14 protein-coding genes and 2 pseudogenes are annotated in these 17,561 nt (G+C 70.2%); 7 read left to right on the top strand and 9 right to left on the bottom strand.

Annotated elements, in window-relative coordinates; genetic code table 11:
* Nucleotide 1: 1 nt before the first annotated feature.
* The 7 genes from HYQ63_RS01695 to HYQ63_RS01665 all read right to left on the bottom strand — a co-directional run bounded on the left by HYQ63_RS01695 (nucleotide 2) and on the right by HYQ63_RS01665 (nucleotide 7,423).
* The gene (locus tag HYQ63_RS01695; protein ID WP_257231527.1) at nucleotides 2–1,018 is read right to left on the bottom strand and encodes an ABC transporter substrate-binding protein; all 1,017 of its coding nucleotides are present in this window, start codon (nucleotides 1,016–1,018) and stop codon (nucleotides 2–4) included.
* Nucleotides 1,015–1,887: an ABC transporter ATP-binding protein gene (locus tag HYQ63_RS01690; protein ID WP_179932154.1), complete on the bottom strand. Its 873-nt coding sequence runs from the start codon at nucleotides 1,885–1,887 to the stop codon at nucleotides 1,015–1,017. The genes HYQ63_RS01695 and HYQ63_RS01690 overlap by 4 nt, the downstream gene beginning before the upstream one ends.
* Nucleotides 1,888–3,006 carry a FecCD family ABC transporter permease gene (locus tag HYQ63_RS01685; protein ID WP_373689009.1) on the bottom strand — a complete coding sequence of 373 codons (1,119 nt, stop codon included), beginning with the start codon at nucleotides 3,004–3,006 and terminating at the stop codon, nucleotides 1,888–1,890.
* Between the two features lie 90 nt (nucleotides 3,007–3,096).
* A complete protein-coding gene (locus tag HYQ63_RS01680) occupies nucleotides 3,097–3,840 on the bottom strand; it encodes a class I SAM-dependent methyltransferase (protein ID WP_179932153.1) in 744 nt (247 codons plus the stop codon).
* A 385-nt stretch (nucleotides 3,841–4,225) separates the two neighbouring features.
* Nucleotides 4,226–4,744 carry a copper chaperone PCu(A)C gene (locus tag HYQ63_RS01675; protein ID WP_179932152.1) on the bottom strand — a complete coding sequence of 173 codons (519 nt, stop codon included), beginning with the start codon at nucleotides 4,742–4,744 and terminating at the stop codon, nucleotides 4,226–4,228.
* Entirely contained in the window at nucleotides 4,725–7,151 is a 2,427-nt protein-coding gene (locus tag HYQ63_RS01670) for a cation-translocating P-type ATPase (protein ID WP_179932151.1), read from the bottom strand. The genes HYQ63_RS01675 and HYQ63_RS01670 overlap by 20 nt, the downstream gene beginning before the upstream one ends.
* Entirely contained in the window at nucleotides 7,148–7,423 is a 276-nt protein-coding gene (locus HYQ63_RS01665) for a hypothetical protein (protein ID WP_257231526.1), read from the bottom strand. The genes HYQ63_RS01670 and HYQ63_RS01665 overlap by 4 nt, the downstream gene beginning before the upstream one ends.
* Nucleotides 7,424–7,634: 211 nt before the next feature.
* Here HYQ63_RS01665 and HYQ63_RS01660 point away from each other — a divergent pair, with 211 nt between their 5' ends.
* The 5 genes and pseudogenes from HYQ63_RS01660 to HYQ63_RS01640 all read left to right on the top strand — a co-directional run bounded on the left by HYQ63_RS01660 (nucleotide 7,635) and on the right by HYQ63_RS01640 (nucleotide 13,268).
* Entirely contained in the window at nucleotides 7,635–8,207 is a 573-nt protein-coding gene (locus HYQ63_RS01660; RefSeq protein WP_179932150.1) for a PepSY domain-containing protein, read from the top strand.
* A gap of 81 nt (nucleotides 8,208–8,288) precedes the next feature.
* Nucleotides 8,289–8,498 (top strand): heavy-metal-associated domain-containing protein, encoded by a 210-nt coding sequence (locus HYQ63_RS01655; protein WP_179932149.1) that lies wholly within the window; start codon nucleotides 8,289–8,291, stop codon nucleotides 8,496–8,498.
* Between the two features lie 182 nt (nucleotides 8,499–8,680).
* Complete coding sequence (locus tag HYQ63_RS01650) at nucleotides 8,681–9,352, top strand: DUF5134 domain-containing protein (RefSeq protein ID WP_179932148.1); 672 nt, start codon at nucleotides 8,681–8,683, stop codon at nucleotides 9,350–9,352.
* Between the two features lie 303 nt (nucleotides 9,353–9,655).
* Nucleotides 9,656–12,088, top strand: a complete 2,433-nt coding sequence (locus HYQ63_RS01645) for an Orn/Lys/Arg decarboxylase N-terminal domain-containing protein (RefSeq protein WP_179932147.1) — start codon at nucleotides 9,656–9,658, stop codon at nucleotides 12,086–12,088.
* Nucleotides 12,089–12,334: 246 nt separating this feature from the next.
* A pseudogene (locus tag HYQ63_RS01640) lies at nucleotides 12,335–13,268 on the top strand (IS5 family transposase).
* Here HYQ63_RS01640 and HYQ63_RS01635 read toward each other — a convergent pair.
* Both HYQ63_RS01635 and HYQ63_RS01630 read right to left on the bottom strand, forming a co-directional pair.
* A pseudogene (locus tag HYQ63_RS01635) lies at nucleotides 13,249–14,147 on the bottom strand (GNAT family N-acetyltransferase). The pseudogenes HYQ63_RS01640 and HYQ63_RS01635 sit on opposite strands and share 20 nt — an antisense overlap.
* A gap of 110 nt (nucleotides 14,148–14,257) precedes the next feature.
* Complete coding sequence (locus tag HYQ63_RS01630; protein WP_179932146.1) at nucleotides 14,258–15,211, bottom strand: IS481 family transposase; 954 nt, start codon at nucleotides 15,209–15,211, stop codon at nucleotides 14,258–14,260.
* 390 nt (nucleotides 15,212–15,601) lie between these two features.
* Between HYQ63_RS01630 and HYQ63_RS01625 the strand changes: the two genes are divergently transcribed.
* Entirely contained in the window at nucleotides 15,602–16,855 is a 1,254-nt protein-coding gene (locus tag HYQ63_RS01625) for an MFS transporter (RefSeq protein WP_179932145.1), read from the top strand.
* Nucleotides 16,856–16,910: 55 nt separating this feature from the next.
* Nucleotides 16,911–17,561, top strand: a complete 651-nt coding sequence (locus tag HYQ63_RS01620; protein WP_179932144.1) for a (2Fe-2S)-binding protein — start codon at nucleotides 16,911–16,913, stop codon at nucleotides 17,559–17,561.

Below are 17,561 nucleotides of genomic sequence, written 5' to 3'. Positions count from 1 at the left end.
GTCACCGTCCCACCGAGCGCAGGTAGCGGCCCAGGTCCTCGGCGCCCTTGACGTTGCGCGGCCCGCTGACGGCGTCGCCGTACGACATGACGAAGAAGCGCCCGTTCTCGACCGCCGGGACGGATTTCAGCGCGGGCAGCGACTTCAGGTACTTGATCTTGTCTTTCGCGGGCTGGTCCGCGTAGTCGACCACGACGATCACCTCGGGCTTGGCCTTGACCACCGGCTCCCAGCCCACGCTCGTCCACCCCTTGTCGAGGCCATCGAGGACGTTGTGGCCGCCGGCGGCGCGGATGATGTCGTTGGGGGCGGCGTGGCGTCCCGCCGTGAACGGCTGGTCGGTGCCGGAGTCGTAGACGAACACCTTCGCGGGGTCGCCCTTCGTCGGCCAGGTCTTCTTCAACGCCGCGACACGGGACTTGAGACTGCTGACGAGCTTGTCGGCCCGCCCCTCGACGCCGAAGATCCGGCCCAGGTTCTCCAGGTCGGTGTAGAGCGCTTCCAGCGGTGTGACGTCCGGCTTCTTGTCGCCGTAGTCCCAGCAGGTCTCGGTGTGCACGTACGAGGCGATGTCCACCTTCTCGAGGAGGGCGGGGGTGATGCCGCGGTCCTCCCCGAAGCCGGAGTTCCAGCCGGCCAGCACCCAGTCGGCCTTGGCGTCCATGACGATCTCACGGGTGATGCGCTCCGTGCCCAGCCGGTCGACCTTCTTGTAGTCGTCGCGCCAGGGGGAACCGGCGATCGCGGGGTCGCCGAGCTTGTTCATGACGTAGCCGCGCATCCTGTCCGCCAGCCCCAGGGAGAACATCTTCTCGGCGCCGCTGACGTCGTAGGCCACCGCCCGCTCGGGGCGGGTGTACGTGGCCTTCTCCCCGCAGTTGGACACGGTGACCGTGGTGGGCTTGCCGTCCTCCGCCCTGGATTCGACATCGGCGCCGCAGCCGGTCACGGTCGCCAGGAGCCCGGCCGCGAGGAACCCGGCGGCCAGGGCGCGGGGGGAGCGCGGAGATCTGATCACGTGCGTGTTCCTTCCGGAAGGGCATCGGCGGGTGTTGCGGTGTCCGGGGGTGTTGCGGTGTCCGTGGGTGTTGCCTTGCCCGGGGGCGTCGCGGGCTCCGTGGACGGAACGAGGTCGTACAGCAACTGCGGGACCCCGGTGCGCGGATGGGCCACGACAGTGGCGGTGACCCCGAACACCTCCCGGACCAGTCCGGGTGTCAGGACCTCGGCCGGAGGGCCGTCCGCGACGAGGGTGCCGTGGCTCAGCACGGCGACGCGGTGGCAGACGGCGGCGGCCAGGTTCAGGTCGTGCAGTGCGGTCAGGACGGTCAGCCCGGAGCCGCGCAGGAAGGACAGCAACCCCACCTGGTGGCGGATGTCGAGGTGGTTGGTGGGTTCGTCCAGCACCAGGACGCGGGGTTCCTGCACCAGGGCCCGGGCGACGAGCACGCGCTGGTGTTCCCCGCCGGAGAGGGTCAGCACGCTGCGGTCGGCGAGGTGTCCGACGTCCATGCGGTTCATCGCCTCGTGGCACAGGTCGCGTTCGCGCGCGGTCAGCGGCCGGTTGCCGCGGGAATGCGGGGCGCGGCCCAGGGCCACCACCTCCCAGGCGGTGAAGTCGAGTTCGGACCGGCTCTCCTGGGTCAGCGCGGCGACCTGCCGGGCGCTGTCGCGCAGCGAGAGGGCGGCGAGGTCCGTGCCGTCGAGCAGCACGGCGCCGGAGGTCGGTTTCAGGGCCCGGTACACGCAGCGCAGCGCGGTGGACTTGCCGCTGCCGTTGGGCCCGACCAGGCCGACCACCTCGCCCTCCGCCACATCCAGAGCCAACCGGTCGACCAGGGCACGACCGCCCGCCTCGACCGACATCGCACGCAGACACAGGGACATCTACCGGCCTCCGAACTGGTATCCGCGCCGCCGCATCAGCGTGATGAACACCGGCACCCCGATCAGCGCGGTGATCACCCCGAGCGGGAGTTCCTCCGGGGCGAACGCGGTACGGGCGAGGAGGTCGACCCACACCATGAAGCAGGCCCCGGCGAGCGGGGCGACCGCCAGCACCCGGCGGTGCGTGGAGCCGACCAGGATGCGCACGACGTGGGGGAGCACCAGCCCGACGAAGGCGATCGCTCCGCTGACCGCCACGATCAGTCCCGTCACGGCGGCGGTGAGCACGAACAGCCCACGCCTCAGCCGCTCCGCGTCCACCCCCAGACTGGCCGCGGTCTCGTCCCCCATCGACAGCACATCCAGCGACCGGCTCTGCCGCAGCAGCACCACCACCATGACCAGGACCCCCGCGGCCACCAGCGGCAGCGACTCCCACGACGCCGACCCGAGGCTCCCCAGCAGCCAGAACAGCACGGTCCGCGCGGCCTGCCCGTTGGGGGAGAGGAAGACCAGCACGCTCATCAGGGCCTGGAAGCCGTACGCCAGCGCGACCCCGGTCAGCACCAGCCGCAGCGGGGTCAGTCCCAGCGGTCCGCGCGCCGCCAGGTACACCAGCACGGTGGCGCCGAGCGCTCCGAGGAACGCCGCGGCCGACAGCGCGTACACCCCCAGGGAGGCGAACACCCCGAAGACCACGACGGCCGTGGCGCCGACCGAGGCGCCCGACGAGATGCCCAGCACGAACGGATCGGCGAGCGCGTTGCGCACCAGCGCCTGCACCGCCACGCCCACCGTGGCGAGCCCTGCGCCGACCACGGAGGCCAGCAGTACGCGCGGGGTACGCACCTCCCACACGACGGCGTACCCGGTCGCGTCCTCCGCCTGGATGGTGCCTCCGGTGACGGCGGCGACGAGGAAACGCAGGACGTCCCCGGGCGGGACGACCGTGGGGCCAAGTGCGATACCGGCCAGCACGGAAACCACGAGGATGACGGAGAGTGCCACGAGCATGGTCAGCAGCCGCCCGCGGCCGGCCCGGGAGGCTGAGGCGGCCGGAGCGGCCCGGGCGGCGGATGCCGCATGCTGTGATGTGGTGCCCTGCGCGGTGTTGGCCATGCAAACCTTCCTCAAGGGGCGGCCGAGCACCGCCGTCTCCTCAGTGGTCGGCCGACGGAGCCTCTGAGTTCCCGGGACACCGCGGATTGTTCAGACGGGGCGGGTGCCGCGCACGATGAGCCGCCGTGCGTGCTGGTCGTACGGAGCGCCGTCGAAATCGCCGAAACACTCCACGTCCGTGAAGCCCACCTGCTCGAACAGCGCTCGCAGCTCGGTTCCGCTGTAGAGGAAGGAGGTGATCGACGACTCCCGCGCCGTGCCGTCCCGCACCAGGGTCCAGTCGGTGCGCAGCCGCGACCAGTCGTCGAGGACGGTGTCGCGCTGCACCACGTACGCGCCGCCCTCCAGCTCGACGACCTGGGGGCGGCCGATCCAGCCCGCGAGCACTTCCTTGCCCATGACGTCGATCAGCAACTGGCCGCCCGGCACCAGCGAGTCATGGGCGTTGTGCAGCACCCGGAGGTTGTCCCGCGGGTCGTCGAAGTAGCCGAACGAAGTGAAGACGTTGAGCACCACGTCGTACGACTCCGGCTCGACGTGCTCCAGCATGTCCGCGTGCACCAGACGGACGTCGGCTCCGGCCTCGGCGCAGACGGCCCGCGCCCGCTCCAGCATGACCGGGCTGAGGTCGACGCCGGTCACCGTGTAGCCGCGCCGCGCCAGCGGCACGAGATAGACCCCCGGGCCGCAGCACAGATCCAACACCCGGGCCCCGGGCGGGAAGGCCAAGAGCGGTGATGTCGCCACCGTTTCCGCCGTCTCGGAGCGCCTTCGTCCGGAGAACATGGTCTCGGAGAATTCCGACCAGAAATCCTCGTCCTCATACCAGTGCACGGTGCTGTACCCCCGTCTCATTCGCATCTTCGATGCCGTCGTTCGGCGAAAGCATTCGCCATCCGAGGAAGGATGTAGCGGTGCCCGGTCCGGCGGTACCCCGGCCAATGACCGGGGGTACCGCACAGTGCCGGTCCGCGGGTGATTTCACCTCGCGTCAGAGTGCGGCGTGGCCAGGGACTGCGCCTCAATTTCGCGCATGGTGCACCGCCTTTGGTTTCGGAAATCAGGGGCATACGGCCGCTGACGCACTCGTGCCCGGCGCCTCGATGGCCCGAAACTCTTCTGAGGAAAAGCGAAAAGTGTGGCACCCCGGGGAACTGGAAGAGCCGGAGAAACGACTCCCCGGAGGGGAACCTCCCGCCATGGCGAGCAGGCTGTGATCTCACGGCTCGATGAGATGCGATCGGATGGCCTCGGCCCCCACCCGGCCACGTCCGGAGAACCACAGGTTGAAGGACACCCTCTCGCCCGGCTTCAGCAACGGCGGGTCGAGGACGGCGACATGGGCGCCTCCCCGCTTCATCCGCAGTGTGCTGTGCGCGGGTATGGTCACCTTCTTCGCCCGCCGGACGGCACCCGGCTGCTTCCTGTCGGGCTCGCGCAGCATGGAGACTCCCAACTCCGGGGAGTCGGCGAAGACCAGCGTGTCGTCCCGGTCCCCGACATTGCGGATCTCGAAGTACGCGGCGGCCGCCTGACCTGCGGACTGGACGATACGGCCGCCGCTGACCTCGATCTTCGGTGCGGGCTCTCCCGCCGCCCCGGTCGCCGTGTAGCCCGTGAGCAGGGCCAGAGCCAGCGCGCAGCCGCCCACCGGTACCAGTGCCGCCCGCGCTCCCCGGGCCACCGCCCCTCTCAGACGGCGCCGCGGTGGGATGCGGTCATCGGTCGCTGAGGACATCGTTCTTCCTTCCCGTACGGCCACGCTCGGCGACCGCTGAGTCATGTGACGCGAGGGGAGCAGGCGGTGTGCCGGTCTGCCGCCCGCCCGGGGCGTAGGCCCGCAGCCGCAGGCTGTTGGTGACGACCAGGACCGAACTCGCGGACATGGCCGCGGCCGCGACCATGGGGTTGAGCCAACCGGTCGCGGCCAGCGGGACGGTGACCACGTTGTACCCGAAGGCCCACAGGAGATTGGCGCGGATGGTGCTCAGTGTGCGCCGGGTGAGCCGGATGGCATCGACCACGGCCAGCATGTCCTCCCGTACGAGCGTGATGTCGGCCGCGCCGATCGCGGCGTCCGTGCCACCGCCCATCGCCATGCCCAGGTCGGCGGTGGCCAGCGCGGCGGCGTCGTTGACTCCGTCGCCGATCACCGCGACGCACCGGCCCTCGGCGCGCAGCGCGGTGACGATCTGTTCCTTTCCCTCCGGGGTCACCCCGGCGTGGACCCTCTCGATGCCCGCCCGCTCGGCCATCGCCCGGGCCGGGGTGGTCCCGTCGCCGGTCACCAGCACCGGCTCGATACCCAGCGCGCGCATCGCCTCCACCGCCTCGCGGCTGGTGGGCCGCAAAGTGTCACCGACGGCGAGCAGTCCGACCGGGCGGTCGTCGAGCTCCACGATCACGGCGGTGTGCGCGGCACGCTCGGCGGCATCCCGCGCCCGGCGCAGTGCGTCCGGCAGCGGCTCCGACGGACGCGGGCGGCGTACGCGCACCTGGTGGCCCTCGACCTGGCCGGACACCCCCTCTCCGGGGTGGGCCCGGAACTCCGTCACCCCCGGCAGACCGCTGTCACCGTCCTCGTCACGGCGGGCCGCCGCCACCACCGCCCGGCCGATGGGGTGTTCGGAGCCCTGTTCCACGGCCGCGGCCAGCCGGAGCACCTCCTTCGCCTCCGGCCCGTCCTCCGCCACGCCTACGTCGACCAGGGACATACGGCCGGTGGTGAGCGTGCCGGTCTTGTCGAGCACCGCCGTGTCCACGCGGCGCAGCCGTTCCAGCGCCTCCGGGCCCCGGACGAGGACACCGAGCTGCGCCCCTCGTCCGCTTGCCACCAGGAACGCGGTCGGCGTGGCCAGTCCCAGCGCGCAGGGGCAGGCCACGACGAGGACGGCCACGGCCGCGGTGACGGCCGACTCACCCGCCGCACCCGCGCCGAGCCAGAAGCTCAGCACCGTGGCGGCGATGGCCACGATCACCGGCACGAAGACCCCCGCCACCCTGTCGGCGAGCCGCTGCATCCCGGCCTTGCCCGCCTGGGCCTCGGTCACCAGCCGTGTGATACGGGCGAGTTGAGTGTCGGCGCCGACCGCCGTGGCCCGTACGACGAGCAGCCCACCGGCGTTGACGGCACCGCCGACCACGGCGGAGCCGGGCGTCACCTCCACTGGCACGCTCTCGCCGGTGACCAGCGAGAGGTCCAGTGCCGACCCGCCCTCGACCACCACCCCGTCGGTGGCCACCTTCTCACCGGGGCGCACCACGAACTCCTGCCCCGTGGTGAGCGCGGCCACCGGGATGCGGCGATTGCCACCCGGCTCCCGCAACTCCACGTCCTTGGCGCCCAGTTCGGCCAGCGCCCGCAGCGCCGAACCGCTCCGGTGCCGGGCACGCGCCTCCAGATGCCGTCCGATGAGGACGAACAGGGGCACGGCGACCGCCGCCTCCAGATAGATGTGGGGCACACCGTCGTCGGCCGAGGGCAGCAGGCTGAACGGCATCCGCATGCCCGGCAGGCCCGCACCGCCCCAGAACAGCGCGTACGCGGACCACGCGTAGGAGGCGAGGACACCGAGGGACACCAGGGTGTCCATGGTGGCCGCGGCGTGCCGCAGGCCGCGCAGTGCCCGCTGGTGGAAGGGCCACGCGCCCCAGATCGCGACCGGTGTGGCGAGGGTGAAACACACCTGCTGCCATCGGTCGAACTGCCAGGCGGGAACCATCGAGAGCACGATCACGGGCACCGCCAGCACCGCGGTGACGAAGAGCCGTTCGAGGTCACCGGCTTCTTCACGGCCCTGCCCATCGGCCCCGTCCGTGGAATCCGTTGAATCCGTGGAATCCGCAGAAGAGGACAGGTCCTCGTCCGTGGTTCCGGTGGCGGGGGCCGGGAGTTCGGCGGTGTAACCGGCCCGCTCTACGGTGGCGATCAGCTCGTCCGGGGTGACGTTCTCCGGATGGCAGACCCGTGCCGTTCCGGTGGCCAGGTTCACCGTGGCGCTCACGCCCTCGACGCGGGCCAGCTTCTTCTCCACCCGGTTCACACAGGCCGCACACGTCATGCCGCCGATCAGCAGATCGGTGGTGCGAGCGGGTGCGTCGGACGGGCCGGGCGGAGGGGACGCGGCATCCGGGCGCTCGCTCATCGCGCCCCCACCCACGCGCTGTGGTCCAGTGACCCCATGCCGTGGGTGCCCATGCCCCCGCCCCCGTCGTCCTGCGGCACGCTCCGGTGGATGCCGGGCGCCACCGGACCGGCGGCCCGCCCCACGGCGTAGGAGGCGGCCATCAACACCACCAGGAGGACGAGGAATCCGGCCAGCGCGGGAGGCGGCAGCACGCGACGCACCCAGGCCCCGCGTGGCTCCGCTTCGTCGGGCGCCGGTCGCGGCGGCGAGACGGTATCGGTCAACGGCATCTTCGGCACTCCCCTGTACGGGCTTCCGGAAACGGCTGGGATCCGCTCACCATTACGAGCCGGCGCGGCAGGCCGCTCATCCTGCGAAGGCTCTGTCACACAAGGAGAAGACGGTCCGGGCCGGGAACTGTCCGGGCCTGTCGCCCGACATATGCAGGGTGAGAACTCTCCGTTCCGCCGTGGCCGGTGAACCGCACGGACCCTCAGCGGAATGAGTCTGTCGGACCACACGCCGTGGCGCACGTCACGCCATGTCTCCGGGAACTCCTTAGTCCGGCGGCCCGACTACTGGACTGGTACGGCGCCGGCCGACCGGCACCGCCCCCGATCCAGGAGTTCCCATGTCCGCCGAACCCGCCACCGCCGACACCGAGGACGGAGCGCAGCCGCCGGTCAGGTCACCGACGTGGTGCGGTTCACCGACTATCCGCTGCTGGCCAAGCTCTCGCGCGGGGGCGTCGACGCCCACATGGGGAGCCTGTTCGGGCTGCCCAACCAGATCGCCCTGGCCGCGCTCGCCCTCGCCCTGATCTTCCTGATCCTGTGGGGCTACCGGATGTGGTGGCAGCGTGGCCGCGCGGGTGCCTTCGGCCGCCCGATCCCGCGCGGCGCCTGGCGGCAGGTGCCGTCGTACGCCCTGGCGACACTGACCGTCGCCATCGCGGTGCTCGGCTACTACCTGCCGCTCCTCGGCATCCCCCTGGCCGCCTTCCTGCTCATCGACCTTGCCCTCGGCCGCCTGGCCGACCGGAGCGGAAAACGGACGCAGACAGCAGGCACTTGAGATGAACATCAACGCCTATATACGCGTATTCCCTATCGAAAGCATCACCTTCCCCACCTCCGTACACCAGGAGCGATGACCATGACAGAGATCCGTTACATCGTCACCGGCATGAGCTGCGGACACTGCGTCGCCAGCATCACCGAGGAGGTCTCCGAGGTGTCCGGGGTCAGCGAGGTCAGCGTCGACCTTCCGTCGAACGAGGTCACGGTGCGCGGCGCCACGCTCGACGACGAGCAGGTGCGCGCCGCGATCACCGAAGCGGGATACAGCGTCACCGGCCTGGCCTGACCCCCCATCGGACGGCCCGGCGGAGCCGCCGCCACATGGCCCCACTGATCACTGTTCCTGCTGTCACCTGAGAGAAGGCCAGCGATGCCCAACAAGCAGACCGCGCCCACCGCGCCCGGGACATCGGGAACGCGGCCGGACGCCCCTGAGGACGAACACCGCACACCCCGGGACGGTGACCGATGATCGCCGCGACGGGTCTGCGCTGGGTCCTGACCCTGCTGTTCGTCGTGCCCGCCCTCTCCGCGGTGTGGCGGACCGGCGCGCCCGGACGGGCCGGAGGCGGCCCGGGCGCGGTCGAGAGGGTGGCACACCTGCTGCACGCGGTGATGGCCACTGCTATGGCGGCGATGGTGTGGCCCTGGGGGATGACCCTCCCTGCCGGGCCGCAGGGCGCGCTGTTCACGCTGGGCGCGGTGTGGTTCGCGGGGGTGGCTCTGGCACGGCCCGCTCCAGCCTCCCGCACACACGCCTTACGGGGTGCTCTTCCGCACGTCGTCATGATGGGTGCGATGGCCTGGATGGCCGCAGCGATGGTCTCGTCCGGCTCGATGGCGGGACACGGCGGTTCCCATGACATGGCGGATATGCCGGGGATGGACATGTCCGGTGGCTCCGGCACCGTGACCATGACTCTCACCGACACCGGCCCGAGGCTGACCGCCGGGTTGCTGGCCGGGGTGCTGCTCGTGCTGGCCCTGCGGTGGCTGGCGCGCAGTTTCGACGCCGCCCGGCTCGCCGACGCCACCGGCCCGCGGCGCCCCGCGGCGCCGGTCGAGCGCGACGCGTTCGGTCTTGCCTGCCACAGTGCCATGGCACTGGGGATGGCGGTGACGTTCGGACTCCTCGTATGAGGACGGCCAACTCCGGTGTTCTTGACCAGCCACCGGCCGTCGCTTCCGTGCCCAGAGAGCAGGGCCGAGGCCGCCGCATCTCGGCGGCCTCGGCCCGGACCACGAACTCGTGCGGTCGGCCGAGGATGCCGTGCGCGGCTCGGCGCTGGAGTGGACCGTCCTGCGGCCGTCGCCGCCTGGATGCGTCCAGACGGTGCGGGGTGATTTTCCTTCTTTCGGGTGGTCTTCTCTGGCTGTACCACCATGCGTGGGTCCGTCCCCCGAAACTCTGACGGACAGAGGGCGGCAGGCTGAGGAGGGGATATGGCGGGCAACACCGTTCTGTTCGCGGTCCGGGAGCACCCCGGGGGTGACACGGCCGGGGCTGAACAGCTGCGCAGGATCCGTGGGGCGGTCGAGGCAGCCGGGTTCGCGGTGCGGTGGGCCGGGACGGGCGCCGAGGCCCGGACGGTGCTGCGCACCGAGGCCGGTATGGCGGCGGCGTTGGTGGATTGGGAGCTTGATCCGAACGATGGGCCGGGTGGCGGGCCGGACGGCGAACCGGGCGGCGCCACGGTGCTGCGCGACGTCGGCCGGCGGTTCCAGGGCCTGCCGGTTTTCCTCATCGCGGCCGACGAGGGGTTCGAGGACCTGCCGCTGTGGGTGTCGGAGACCGTGGTCGGGTACGTCTGGCCGGAGGAGGACACCGCTGCCTTCATCGCCGGACGGATTACCGGCGCTGCCCGCGCCTACCGCGAGGCCGTTCTGCCACCGTTTTTCAAGGCGCTGCGCCACTTCGACGATACGCACGAGTACTCCTGGCACACCCCGGCCCATGCCGGCGGCGTCGCGTTTCTGAAGTCACCGGTGGGCCGGGCCTTCCACGACTACTTCGGGGAGCGGCTGTTCCGCAGCGATCTGTCCATCTCGGTCGAGGCGCTCGGCTCCCTGTTCGAGCACACAGGGCCCATCGGGGAGGCGGAGCGGAACGCCGCCCGGGTCTTCGGCGCCGACCTCACGTACTTCGTCCTCCACGGCGATTCGACCTGCGATCGCCTGGTCGGCCACTTCAGCGTGACCCGTGACGAGATCGCCCTCGTGGACCGGAACTGCCACAAGTCGGTGCTGCACGGCCTGGTCATCTCCGGCTCGCGGCCGGTGTATCTGATCCCTACACGCAATGGCTACGGTCTTGCCGGGCCGCTGCCCCCGGGGGAGATCCAGGCGGATACCGTGACCGCCCGGATCGGCGGAAACCCGCTGGCGCGCGACGCGCTGTCTCCCCGGGCCCAGTACGCCGTCTTCACCAACTCCACCTACGACGGCCTGTGTTACGACGCGGTCCAGGTCGCCCGAGCGTTCGCGGTCAGCACGCCCCGGGTCCACTTCGACGAGGCGTGGTTCGCCTACGCCCGCTTCCACCCCCTCTACGCCGGGCGCTACGGGATGTCGGTGGGACCTGACACCTTCCCCGGCCCGGATCGGCCCACCGTCTTCGCCACCCAGTCCACCCACAAGCTGCTGGCCGCGCTGTCGCAGAGCGCCATGGTGCACATCAAGCCCGCACCCCGAGCCCCGGTGGAGCACGACCGGTTCAATGAGGTGCTGATGATGCACGGCACCACCTCCCCGCTGTATCCGATGATCGCCTCCCTGGACGTCGCCACCGCGATGATGGACGGGCCACAAGGCCACTGGCTGATCGACGAAGCGGTGACCGAGGCGGTCCGCTTCCGCCAGGCGGTGGTGCGGATCGGCCGTCGCATCAAGGCCGCCGGTGACCGTCCCGCCTGGTTCTTCGGCATCTGGCAGCCGGAGACGGTGACCGACCCGTCCAGCGGCGAGCGGCTGCCCTTCGACGAGGCCCCGGCCGAGCTGCTGCGTACGGAGCCCTCGTGCTGGGAGCTGGAGCCCGAGGCGGATTGGCACGGATTCCCCGGGCTCGGCCAGGGCTACTGCATGCTCGATCCCCTCAAGGTGACCGTGACCTGCCCGGGGATCAACGCTACGGGCCACATGGCCGATTGGGGCATTCCCGCCCGGATCCTCACGTCCTACCTGGCCACCCGGAACGTCGTGGTGGAGAAGACCGACAGCTACACCACCCTGGTCCTGTTCTCCATGGGTATCACCAAGGGCAAGTGGGGCACCCTCCTGGACGCTCTGATGGACTTCAAGTCCCTCTACGACGAGGACACGCCGCTCGACCGTGTCCTGCCCGGACTGGTCACCGCATATCCGAACCGCTACACCGGCGGAACACTGCGCGGTCTGTGCCAGGAGATGCACGACTATCTGCGCGAGGTGAGTCTGGTCCAGCTGCTCGACACCGCCTTTCAGGAGCTTCCGGAGCCGGTCGTCCCTCCGCAGCTCTGCTACCAGCGACTGATCCGCGGCGGCACGGAGCGGGTGCGGCTGGCCGACGCGGCGGGGCGGGTGGCTGCGGCCATGGTCACCGTCACGCCGCCCGGAATCCCGGTGCTGATGCCGGGCGAGAGCGTCGGCAACGTGAACGGTCCGCTACTGCGCTATCTGACTGCCCTTGAGTCGTTCGACCGCCGCTTCCCCGGATTCCGCAGCGAGACCCACGGGGTGACCATCGACTCCGAAACCGGGGACTATCTGATCGAGTGTCTGTCCCGGGAGGAGGAAGCCCACCACGGCGCTCTGGGCGAGCCGCGCAAGGTCGTCGTCCCGGCCCCGGCCCATGCCGATCACGCCGTGCCCACAGATGCGGAAGGCCGCCCCCGACCCTGAGAGCGCGATGCGCCCGCGTCGTCGCCCCGCAGCGGCGACGACGTAGGCGCGCAGGCTCATGTCTCCGGCCGAGCGCCACACAGCGCCTTTACGGGCACTCTCGTCGCCGGGGCGGAGGGTGGGTTTGCGGTGAACCCTCACGCCAGCTGTGCGTGGGTGGCGGCGTGTGTCAGTTCCGGATTGCTGAGGACATCGGTGCTGTCGACTAGAGGGTGTCTCTTCGATCAGTGATTCGTTGTTCTGGTCATGCTCAGCAGGGGGGATCTAAACGACGACGAATGGCGGCGCTGGAGCCGTCGCTGCCCAAGAGCAACAATCGGTGCGGTCGGTGGCGTGATCACCGGCAGGTGATCAACGGGATCATTCATCGGCTCAGCACTGGCCGTCAGTGGCGCAAGCTGCCCGGACGTTTTGGCTCATGGCAGACCGTCCACAAGCGTCACCTGCTGTGGTCGGCCGACGGCACCTGGGAGCGCCTGCTCCAGCACGTCCAAGCGGTCGCCGACGCCGCGGGCGACATCGACTGGAACATCAACATCGACTCCGCCTCGGTCCGCGCTCACCAGCACGCCGCCGGGGCCGCAACCGTTTCGCCACCTGCACCGCCCAGTACCTCAAAAGGGGCTGGGCAAAGATCAGTTCACATCCGCGCACACGCTCTTGCGCCCGTTCCTGACGGAGGCGGGGCGCCAGGCGAAGCGCTTGGCCGCTCCCGTGGCGGACTGAGCACGAAGGTCCATTTGAGCGCGGACGGTAAGTGCCGACCGCTCTCACTGGTTGTCACCCCAGGCCAGCGGGCGGACTGCACCCAGTTCGAACCGGTCATGGACAAGATCCGCGTTCCCCGGCTCGGCGCGGGGCGACCGCGGCGGCTGCCGGACAGCGTCAGCGCCGACAAGGCGTACAGCAACAGTCTCATCCGCTCCTACTTGCGACGACGTGGGATCCGGCACGTGATCCCAGAGAAGAGCGGCACCAAGTCCGCCCGCCTCCGCAGGGGTTCACGCGGCGGTCGGCCACCCGGCTTCGACAAGACCCGGTACAAGGCCCGAACACCGTTGAGCGGGCGATCAACAAGCTCAAGCAGTTCAGAGCCGTAGCCACCCGCTACGACAAGCGCGGATACGTCTTCCTCGGCACCGTCACAGCTGCCGCACTCCTCATCTGGCTCCGCTCGTGATCGAGGAGACAAGGCACTGGGCATCCCGGTATTTGTCCCGGACCTCGGGGCGTTGCTGGAAGCCGGCTGACTTATAGGTGGCGACGGCGCCGACATTGGAGCTCGGGGTGCAGACGATCGCGCTCGACGAGCCCAGCTTCTGGAGTGCGGCCGCCGCGGCGACGGTGATCGCCTTGCCATAGCCGTGACCGCGATGTTCCCGGTGCACGCCCATCGGTTCGAGCAACCCGGGCCTACCCGGACCGGCCGACCACACCGTCACCGCCGCCACCGCGTTGCCCTGGTAGTCGTACGCGACCAGAGACCGGGCGTCGACGTACGGCAATCCGGCCGCCATCGCCAGCGCTCGTCCGTGAACCTCGACCCGTTGAACGCTGCGCGATGTACGGCGGCAAATACGTGCGCCTGCTCCGGCCCGACCACCTCGATCCGCACGCCTGGGTCCTTCACCGGCTCCTTGAGGTTGCGTCGCAGCGGCGTCCACGGCTCGTCGGCGTTCCAGCCGTCCTCCGACAGCAGATCTTGGACCAGTGCACCCAGCGGCGCCTCGATGTTCGCCTTCCCCACAGGCAGCACGCCGCGTTCCGGCTCGGTCACGTCTTCAACCAACTGCTGCGCCAGCTCCTCGTCCCGATGAGCGTCTGGCGCGATCGTCAGCCGCAACAGCCCAGGACCGTCCAGCAGCCCGACGGCGAGAATCTGTCTGTCCCGGCTCCACGTCCTGACCGCCGCGGCAGTCGCTTCCGCACCTGACCGCCAGAACCAGCCCAGGTCCCCCGGATGCAGTTGCATCGGCGCCCTGTCGTACTGCCACTCCCGCAGCACGACCACAGCCTCGCTCAGCCCGTCGATGCCCGGCTTGCCCAACTTAATCGCCATACCCCCGATCACACACCACGGCACGGACAGTCCGCACCCGGTTTCCGACCGGCTCGCGTGCCGCGGGTTTGGGGACCGAGGAAGGCGGCTGATGATCGAAGAGACACGGCCTAGCTGTGTTGTCCGGAGAGGTTGGTGATGCGGCTGGCTGGGGTGTGGCCGCTGATTCCGGTGTGGGGTCGGTGGAAGTTGTACCAGTCCAGCCAGTCGGGAAACGCGGCCTGGCGTTCGGCTTCTGATGTGTAGGGCCGCTGGTAGGCCCACTCCTCCAGCAGGGTGCGGTGGAAGCGCTCGACCTTCCCGTTCGTCTGCGGGCGCCAGGGGCGGGTCCAGCGGGGGCTGATGCCCAGGTCACGGCAGGTCTGCCGCCAGGTGTTCTTGCTGTAGGCCCAGGCGTTGTCGGTCAGCACCCGTTCGACGGTCACGTCCTGGACCGCGAACCAGGCGGCGGCGCGGGCCAGGAAGGCCGCGCAGGTGGCCGCCTTCTCGTCGGACAGGTTCTCGGTGTAGGCCAGGCGGGAGTGGTCATCCAGCGCGGTGTGCAGGAAGGCATAACCGGTCCCGCTCTTGTTCTTGCGGCCGGCCACGCGGCCCAGGACTTTGTGACCGCCGCCGTCGGGGATGCGGCCGAGCTTCTTGACGTCGATGTGGACCAGTTCGCCCGGTCGGGAGCGTTCGTAGCGGCGGAGGGGTTCGCCGGTGGCCCGGTCGCACACGGTCAGCGGTGGCAGGCCGTGGCGTTGGAGGATGCGGTGGGTGGTGGAGGCGGCGACGCCAGAACGGGCGGCCAGCCGCAGTGGGCCGATCTGGTGTTCGCGGCGCATCCGCAGCACCCGCTCCTCCACACCGGCGGGTGTCCGGCGGGGTGAGTGGTGGGGGCGGCTGGAGCGGTCGTGCAGGCCCGCTGCCCCGTGGTGGCGATAGCGTCCGGCCCAGCGGGCTGCGGTGGTGTGGCTGACCTGGAACCGTTCGGCCGCCCGTCGCAGCGGCCAGCCGTCCTCGACGACACACCGGGCCAGACGCAGCCTGCCGGTCGGAGTCAGCGGGGCGTTACGGTGGATCAACGAGGGCCTCCTGCGTGCCGGTACAGATGTCGCAATCCACACCGAAACCAGAGGCCCTCGCCTCGTTCAAGCACCACTCACGGCGCGTCGCCCGTCACCAACGTCCCCGGACAGCACACCTAGCTGGTCGACGGTGCCGATCCTCGGCAGCGAGCTGATATCCAGGTCGGTGATCCGGGTGCTCAGCGCTTCGGTGCAGAGTTCGGCGTGCAGGACACGAAATGGCGCCAGGCGGTGGCGGCGAGGGCCGCGATGACCCCACGGTAGCCGTGCACCACCGCGGAGAGAGGTTGAGCTTGTACCCCCCATAAATTCAACCTTCCTCGCGCGCGGCCAGGAAGGTTTCCTGGGGGACGAAAGCTTGATCACGCCCCCTCTGGAGTAAGAAACATGACCACGCGAGGAGAAGTCCTCGACATCCCTGGCGACGCAGGCGTCGAAGAGCGCGAGCGTGCGCCTGCCAGGCTTCCGCTCGTCATCCATGTGCTGGCGCTGGGCACCTTCTTGATGGGCACGACCGAGTTCGTGGTCGCGGGCCTGCTGCCGGAGATCGCGGGCGATCTGGACGTGAGCGTGGCCCGGACGGGGCTGCTGATCACCGTCTTCGCGGTCGGGATGATCGTCGGCGCGCCGCTGATGTCCATGCTGACGCTGCGGCTGCCCAGGCGGCTGACGCTGGTGCTCGCACTGGGCGTCTTCGCCGCCGGCCACGTCATCGTGGCGCTCAGCTCCAGTTTCCCGCTGCTGCTGGCGGCCCGCTTCCTGACGGCGCTGGCGACCGGAGCCTTCTGGGCTGTGGCCAATGTGGTGGCCGCACGCGCCGCCGGGCCCGCCGCCAGCTCGCGCGCGGTGGGAGTCGTCGGCTCGGGCGCGATGCTCGCCAACGTCGTCGGCGTGCCGCTGGGCGCTTTCGCCGGGCACCTCGCGGGCTGGCGGGGACCCTTTTGGGTACTCGCGGCCCTCGCAGCGGCCTCCATCGCCCTCATCGCTCGCCACGTCCCTGAGGACGGGCCCGGCCAGCAGGCGGTGTCGATCCGGTCCGAGCTGTCCGCGCTGCGTTCCGGACGCCTGTGGCTGGCGCTGACGGCCTGCATCACCACGAACGCCGGGGTGCTGGGGACGTACTCCTACATCTCGCCGTTGCTGACCGAGCGGGCGGGTATCGCGGCCGGTCTCGTCCCGCTGGTGCTCGTCGGGTTCGGCGGGGGCGCCCTGGTGGGCTTCCTCGTCGGGGGTCGTCTCGGTGACGTCCGCCCGTACGCGACGACCGTCATGGCTGCCGCGTCGGCCACGGTCATCCTGCTGGCGATCGCCCTGCTGTCGGACTTCGCCGTGCCCACGGTCGCGCTGGTCGCCCTGCTGGGCTTCTTCGGGTTCGTGGCCACCCCGGTGCTGATCTCCCTGGGCGTCCGCTTCGCGGGCCGCGCTCCCACCCTGGGGTCCGCCCTGACCGTCTCGGCGTTCAACCTCGGTACCGCGGCGGGCTCGTGGATCGACGGACTCGCCCTGGACTCCACCCTCGGGGCCGCCGGTCCTGCCATGATCGGCACCGGAATATCGGCACTGACCCTGGTGCCCACCATCGCCATCGCCTTCACCCAGCGCCGACCTCGTTCCTCCACGGTCGTCGCCTGGAACACCTGATCCCGCGTAGCGGCCGCGGCGCGCGGCCGTCCGTCTGTGATGCGAAGGGCTGTCTATGTCAACCGAAGTCTCCGAGCCCGCTGCTCCACCTCCCCCCGGAGCCGATGAGTCCTCCTCGGCTCCGAGTCGGCGCACGTTCATCGCCACCAGTACGGCGGTCGGCGGTGTCGTCGTCGCGGGCGGTGTGATCGGGGGAATGTCCCTCGTCGGTTCCGAGGAAGCGGCCGCTGCGGGGCCAGCGCCCTCCAGCCATGTGTCCCTGACGGTCAACGGCACGTCCCGGACCGTAACGGTGGACAACCGCACGTCGCTGCTGGATCTGCTGCGCGAGCACTTCGGCCTGACCGGGTCGAAGAAGGGCTGCAACGCCGGTGCCTGTGGAGCGTGCACGGTGCTGGTCGACGGGCGCCGGGTCAACTCCTGCCTGACGCTGGCCGTGCGGCTTGAGGGCGCGGAGGTTACGACGATCGAGGGCTTGGCCGACGGTGACGAACTGCACGCGTTGCAGCAGGCGTTCATTGACGAGGATGCCTTCCAATGTGGCTACTGCACCCCCGGTCAGATCGTGTCCGGTGTCGGTTGCATCCAGGAGGGGCATACCGGATCGCCGGAGGAGATCCGGGAGTGGATGAGCGGCAACATCTGCCGCTGCGGCTGCTACGTGAAGATCGTGCGCGCGGTCCAGCAGACCGCGGGCCGGAAGTGA

Origin of the sequence: Streptomyces sp. Rer75 (genome assembly GCF_013414305.1) — a bacterium.
In the GTDB taxonomy this organism is placed as follows: Bacteria; Actinomycetota; Actinomycetes; order Streptomycetales; family Streptomycetaceae; genus Streptomyces; species Streptomyces himastatinicus.
The sequence above is the reverse complement of the archived record's forward strand: the minus strand, read 5'-3'. Positions and strand labels throughout refer to the sequence as shown.

Excerpts from the sequence above, each read along its gene's own strand:
- HYQ63_RS01690 (WP_179932154.1), bottom strand. The coding sequence starts at position 1,887 with ATGTCCCTGTGTCTGCGTGCGATGTCGGTCGAGGCGGGCGGTCGTGCC.
- HYQ63_RS01685 (WP_373689009.1), bottom strand. The coding sequence starts at position 3,006 with ATGGCCAACACCGCGCAGGGCACCACATCACAGCATGCGGCATCCGCC.
- HYQ63_RS01675 (WP_179932152.1), bottom strand. The coding sequence starts at position 4,744 with ATGTCCTCAGCGACCGATGACCGCATCCCACCGCGGCGCCGTCTGAGA.
- HYQ63_RS01670 (WP_179932151.1), bottom strand. The coding sequence starts at position 7,151 with ATGAGCGAGCGCCCGGATGCCGCGTCCCCTCCGCCCGGCCCGTCCGAC.
- HYQ63_RS01665 (WP_257231526.1), bottom strand. The coding sequence starts at position 7,423 with ATGCCGTTGACCGATACCGTCTCGCCGCCGCGACCGGCGCCCGACGAA.
- HYQ63_RS01660 (WP_179932150.1), top strand. The coding sequence starts at position 7,635 with ATGAGTCTGTCGGACCACACGCCGTGGCGCACGTCACGCCATGTCTCC.
- HYQ63_RS01655 (WP_179932149.1), top strand. The coding sequence starts at position 8,289 with ATGACAGAGATCCGTTACATCGTCACCGGCATGAGCTGCGGACACTGC.
- HYQ63_RS01650 (WP_179932148.1), top strand. The coding sequence starts at position 8,681 with ATGATCGCCGCGACGGGTCTGCGCTGGGTCCTGACCCTGCTGTTCGTC.
- HYQ63_RS01645 (WP_179932147.1), top strand. The coding sequence starts at position 9,656 with ATGGCGGGCAACACCGTTCTGTTCGCGGTCCGGGAGCACCCCGGGGGT.
- HYQ63_RS01625 (WP_179932145.1), top strand. The coding sequence starts at position 15,602 with ATGACCACGCGAGGAGAAGTCCTCGACATCCCTGGCGACGCAGGCGTC.
- HYQ63_RS01620 (WP_179932144.1), top strand. The coding sequence starts at position 16,911 with ATGTCAACCGAAGTCTCCGAGCCCGCTGCTCCACCTCCCCCCGGAGCC.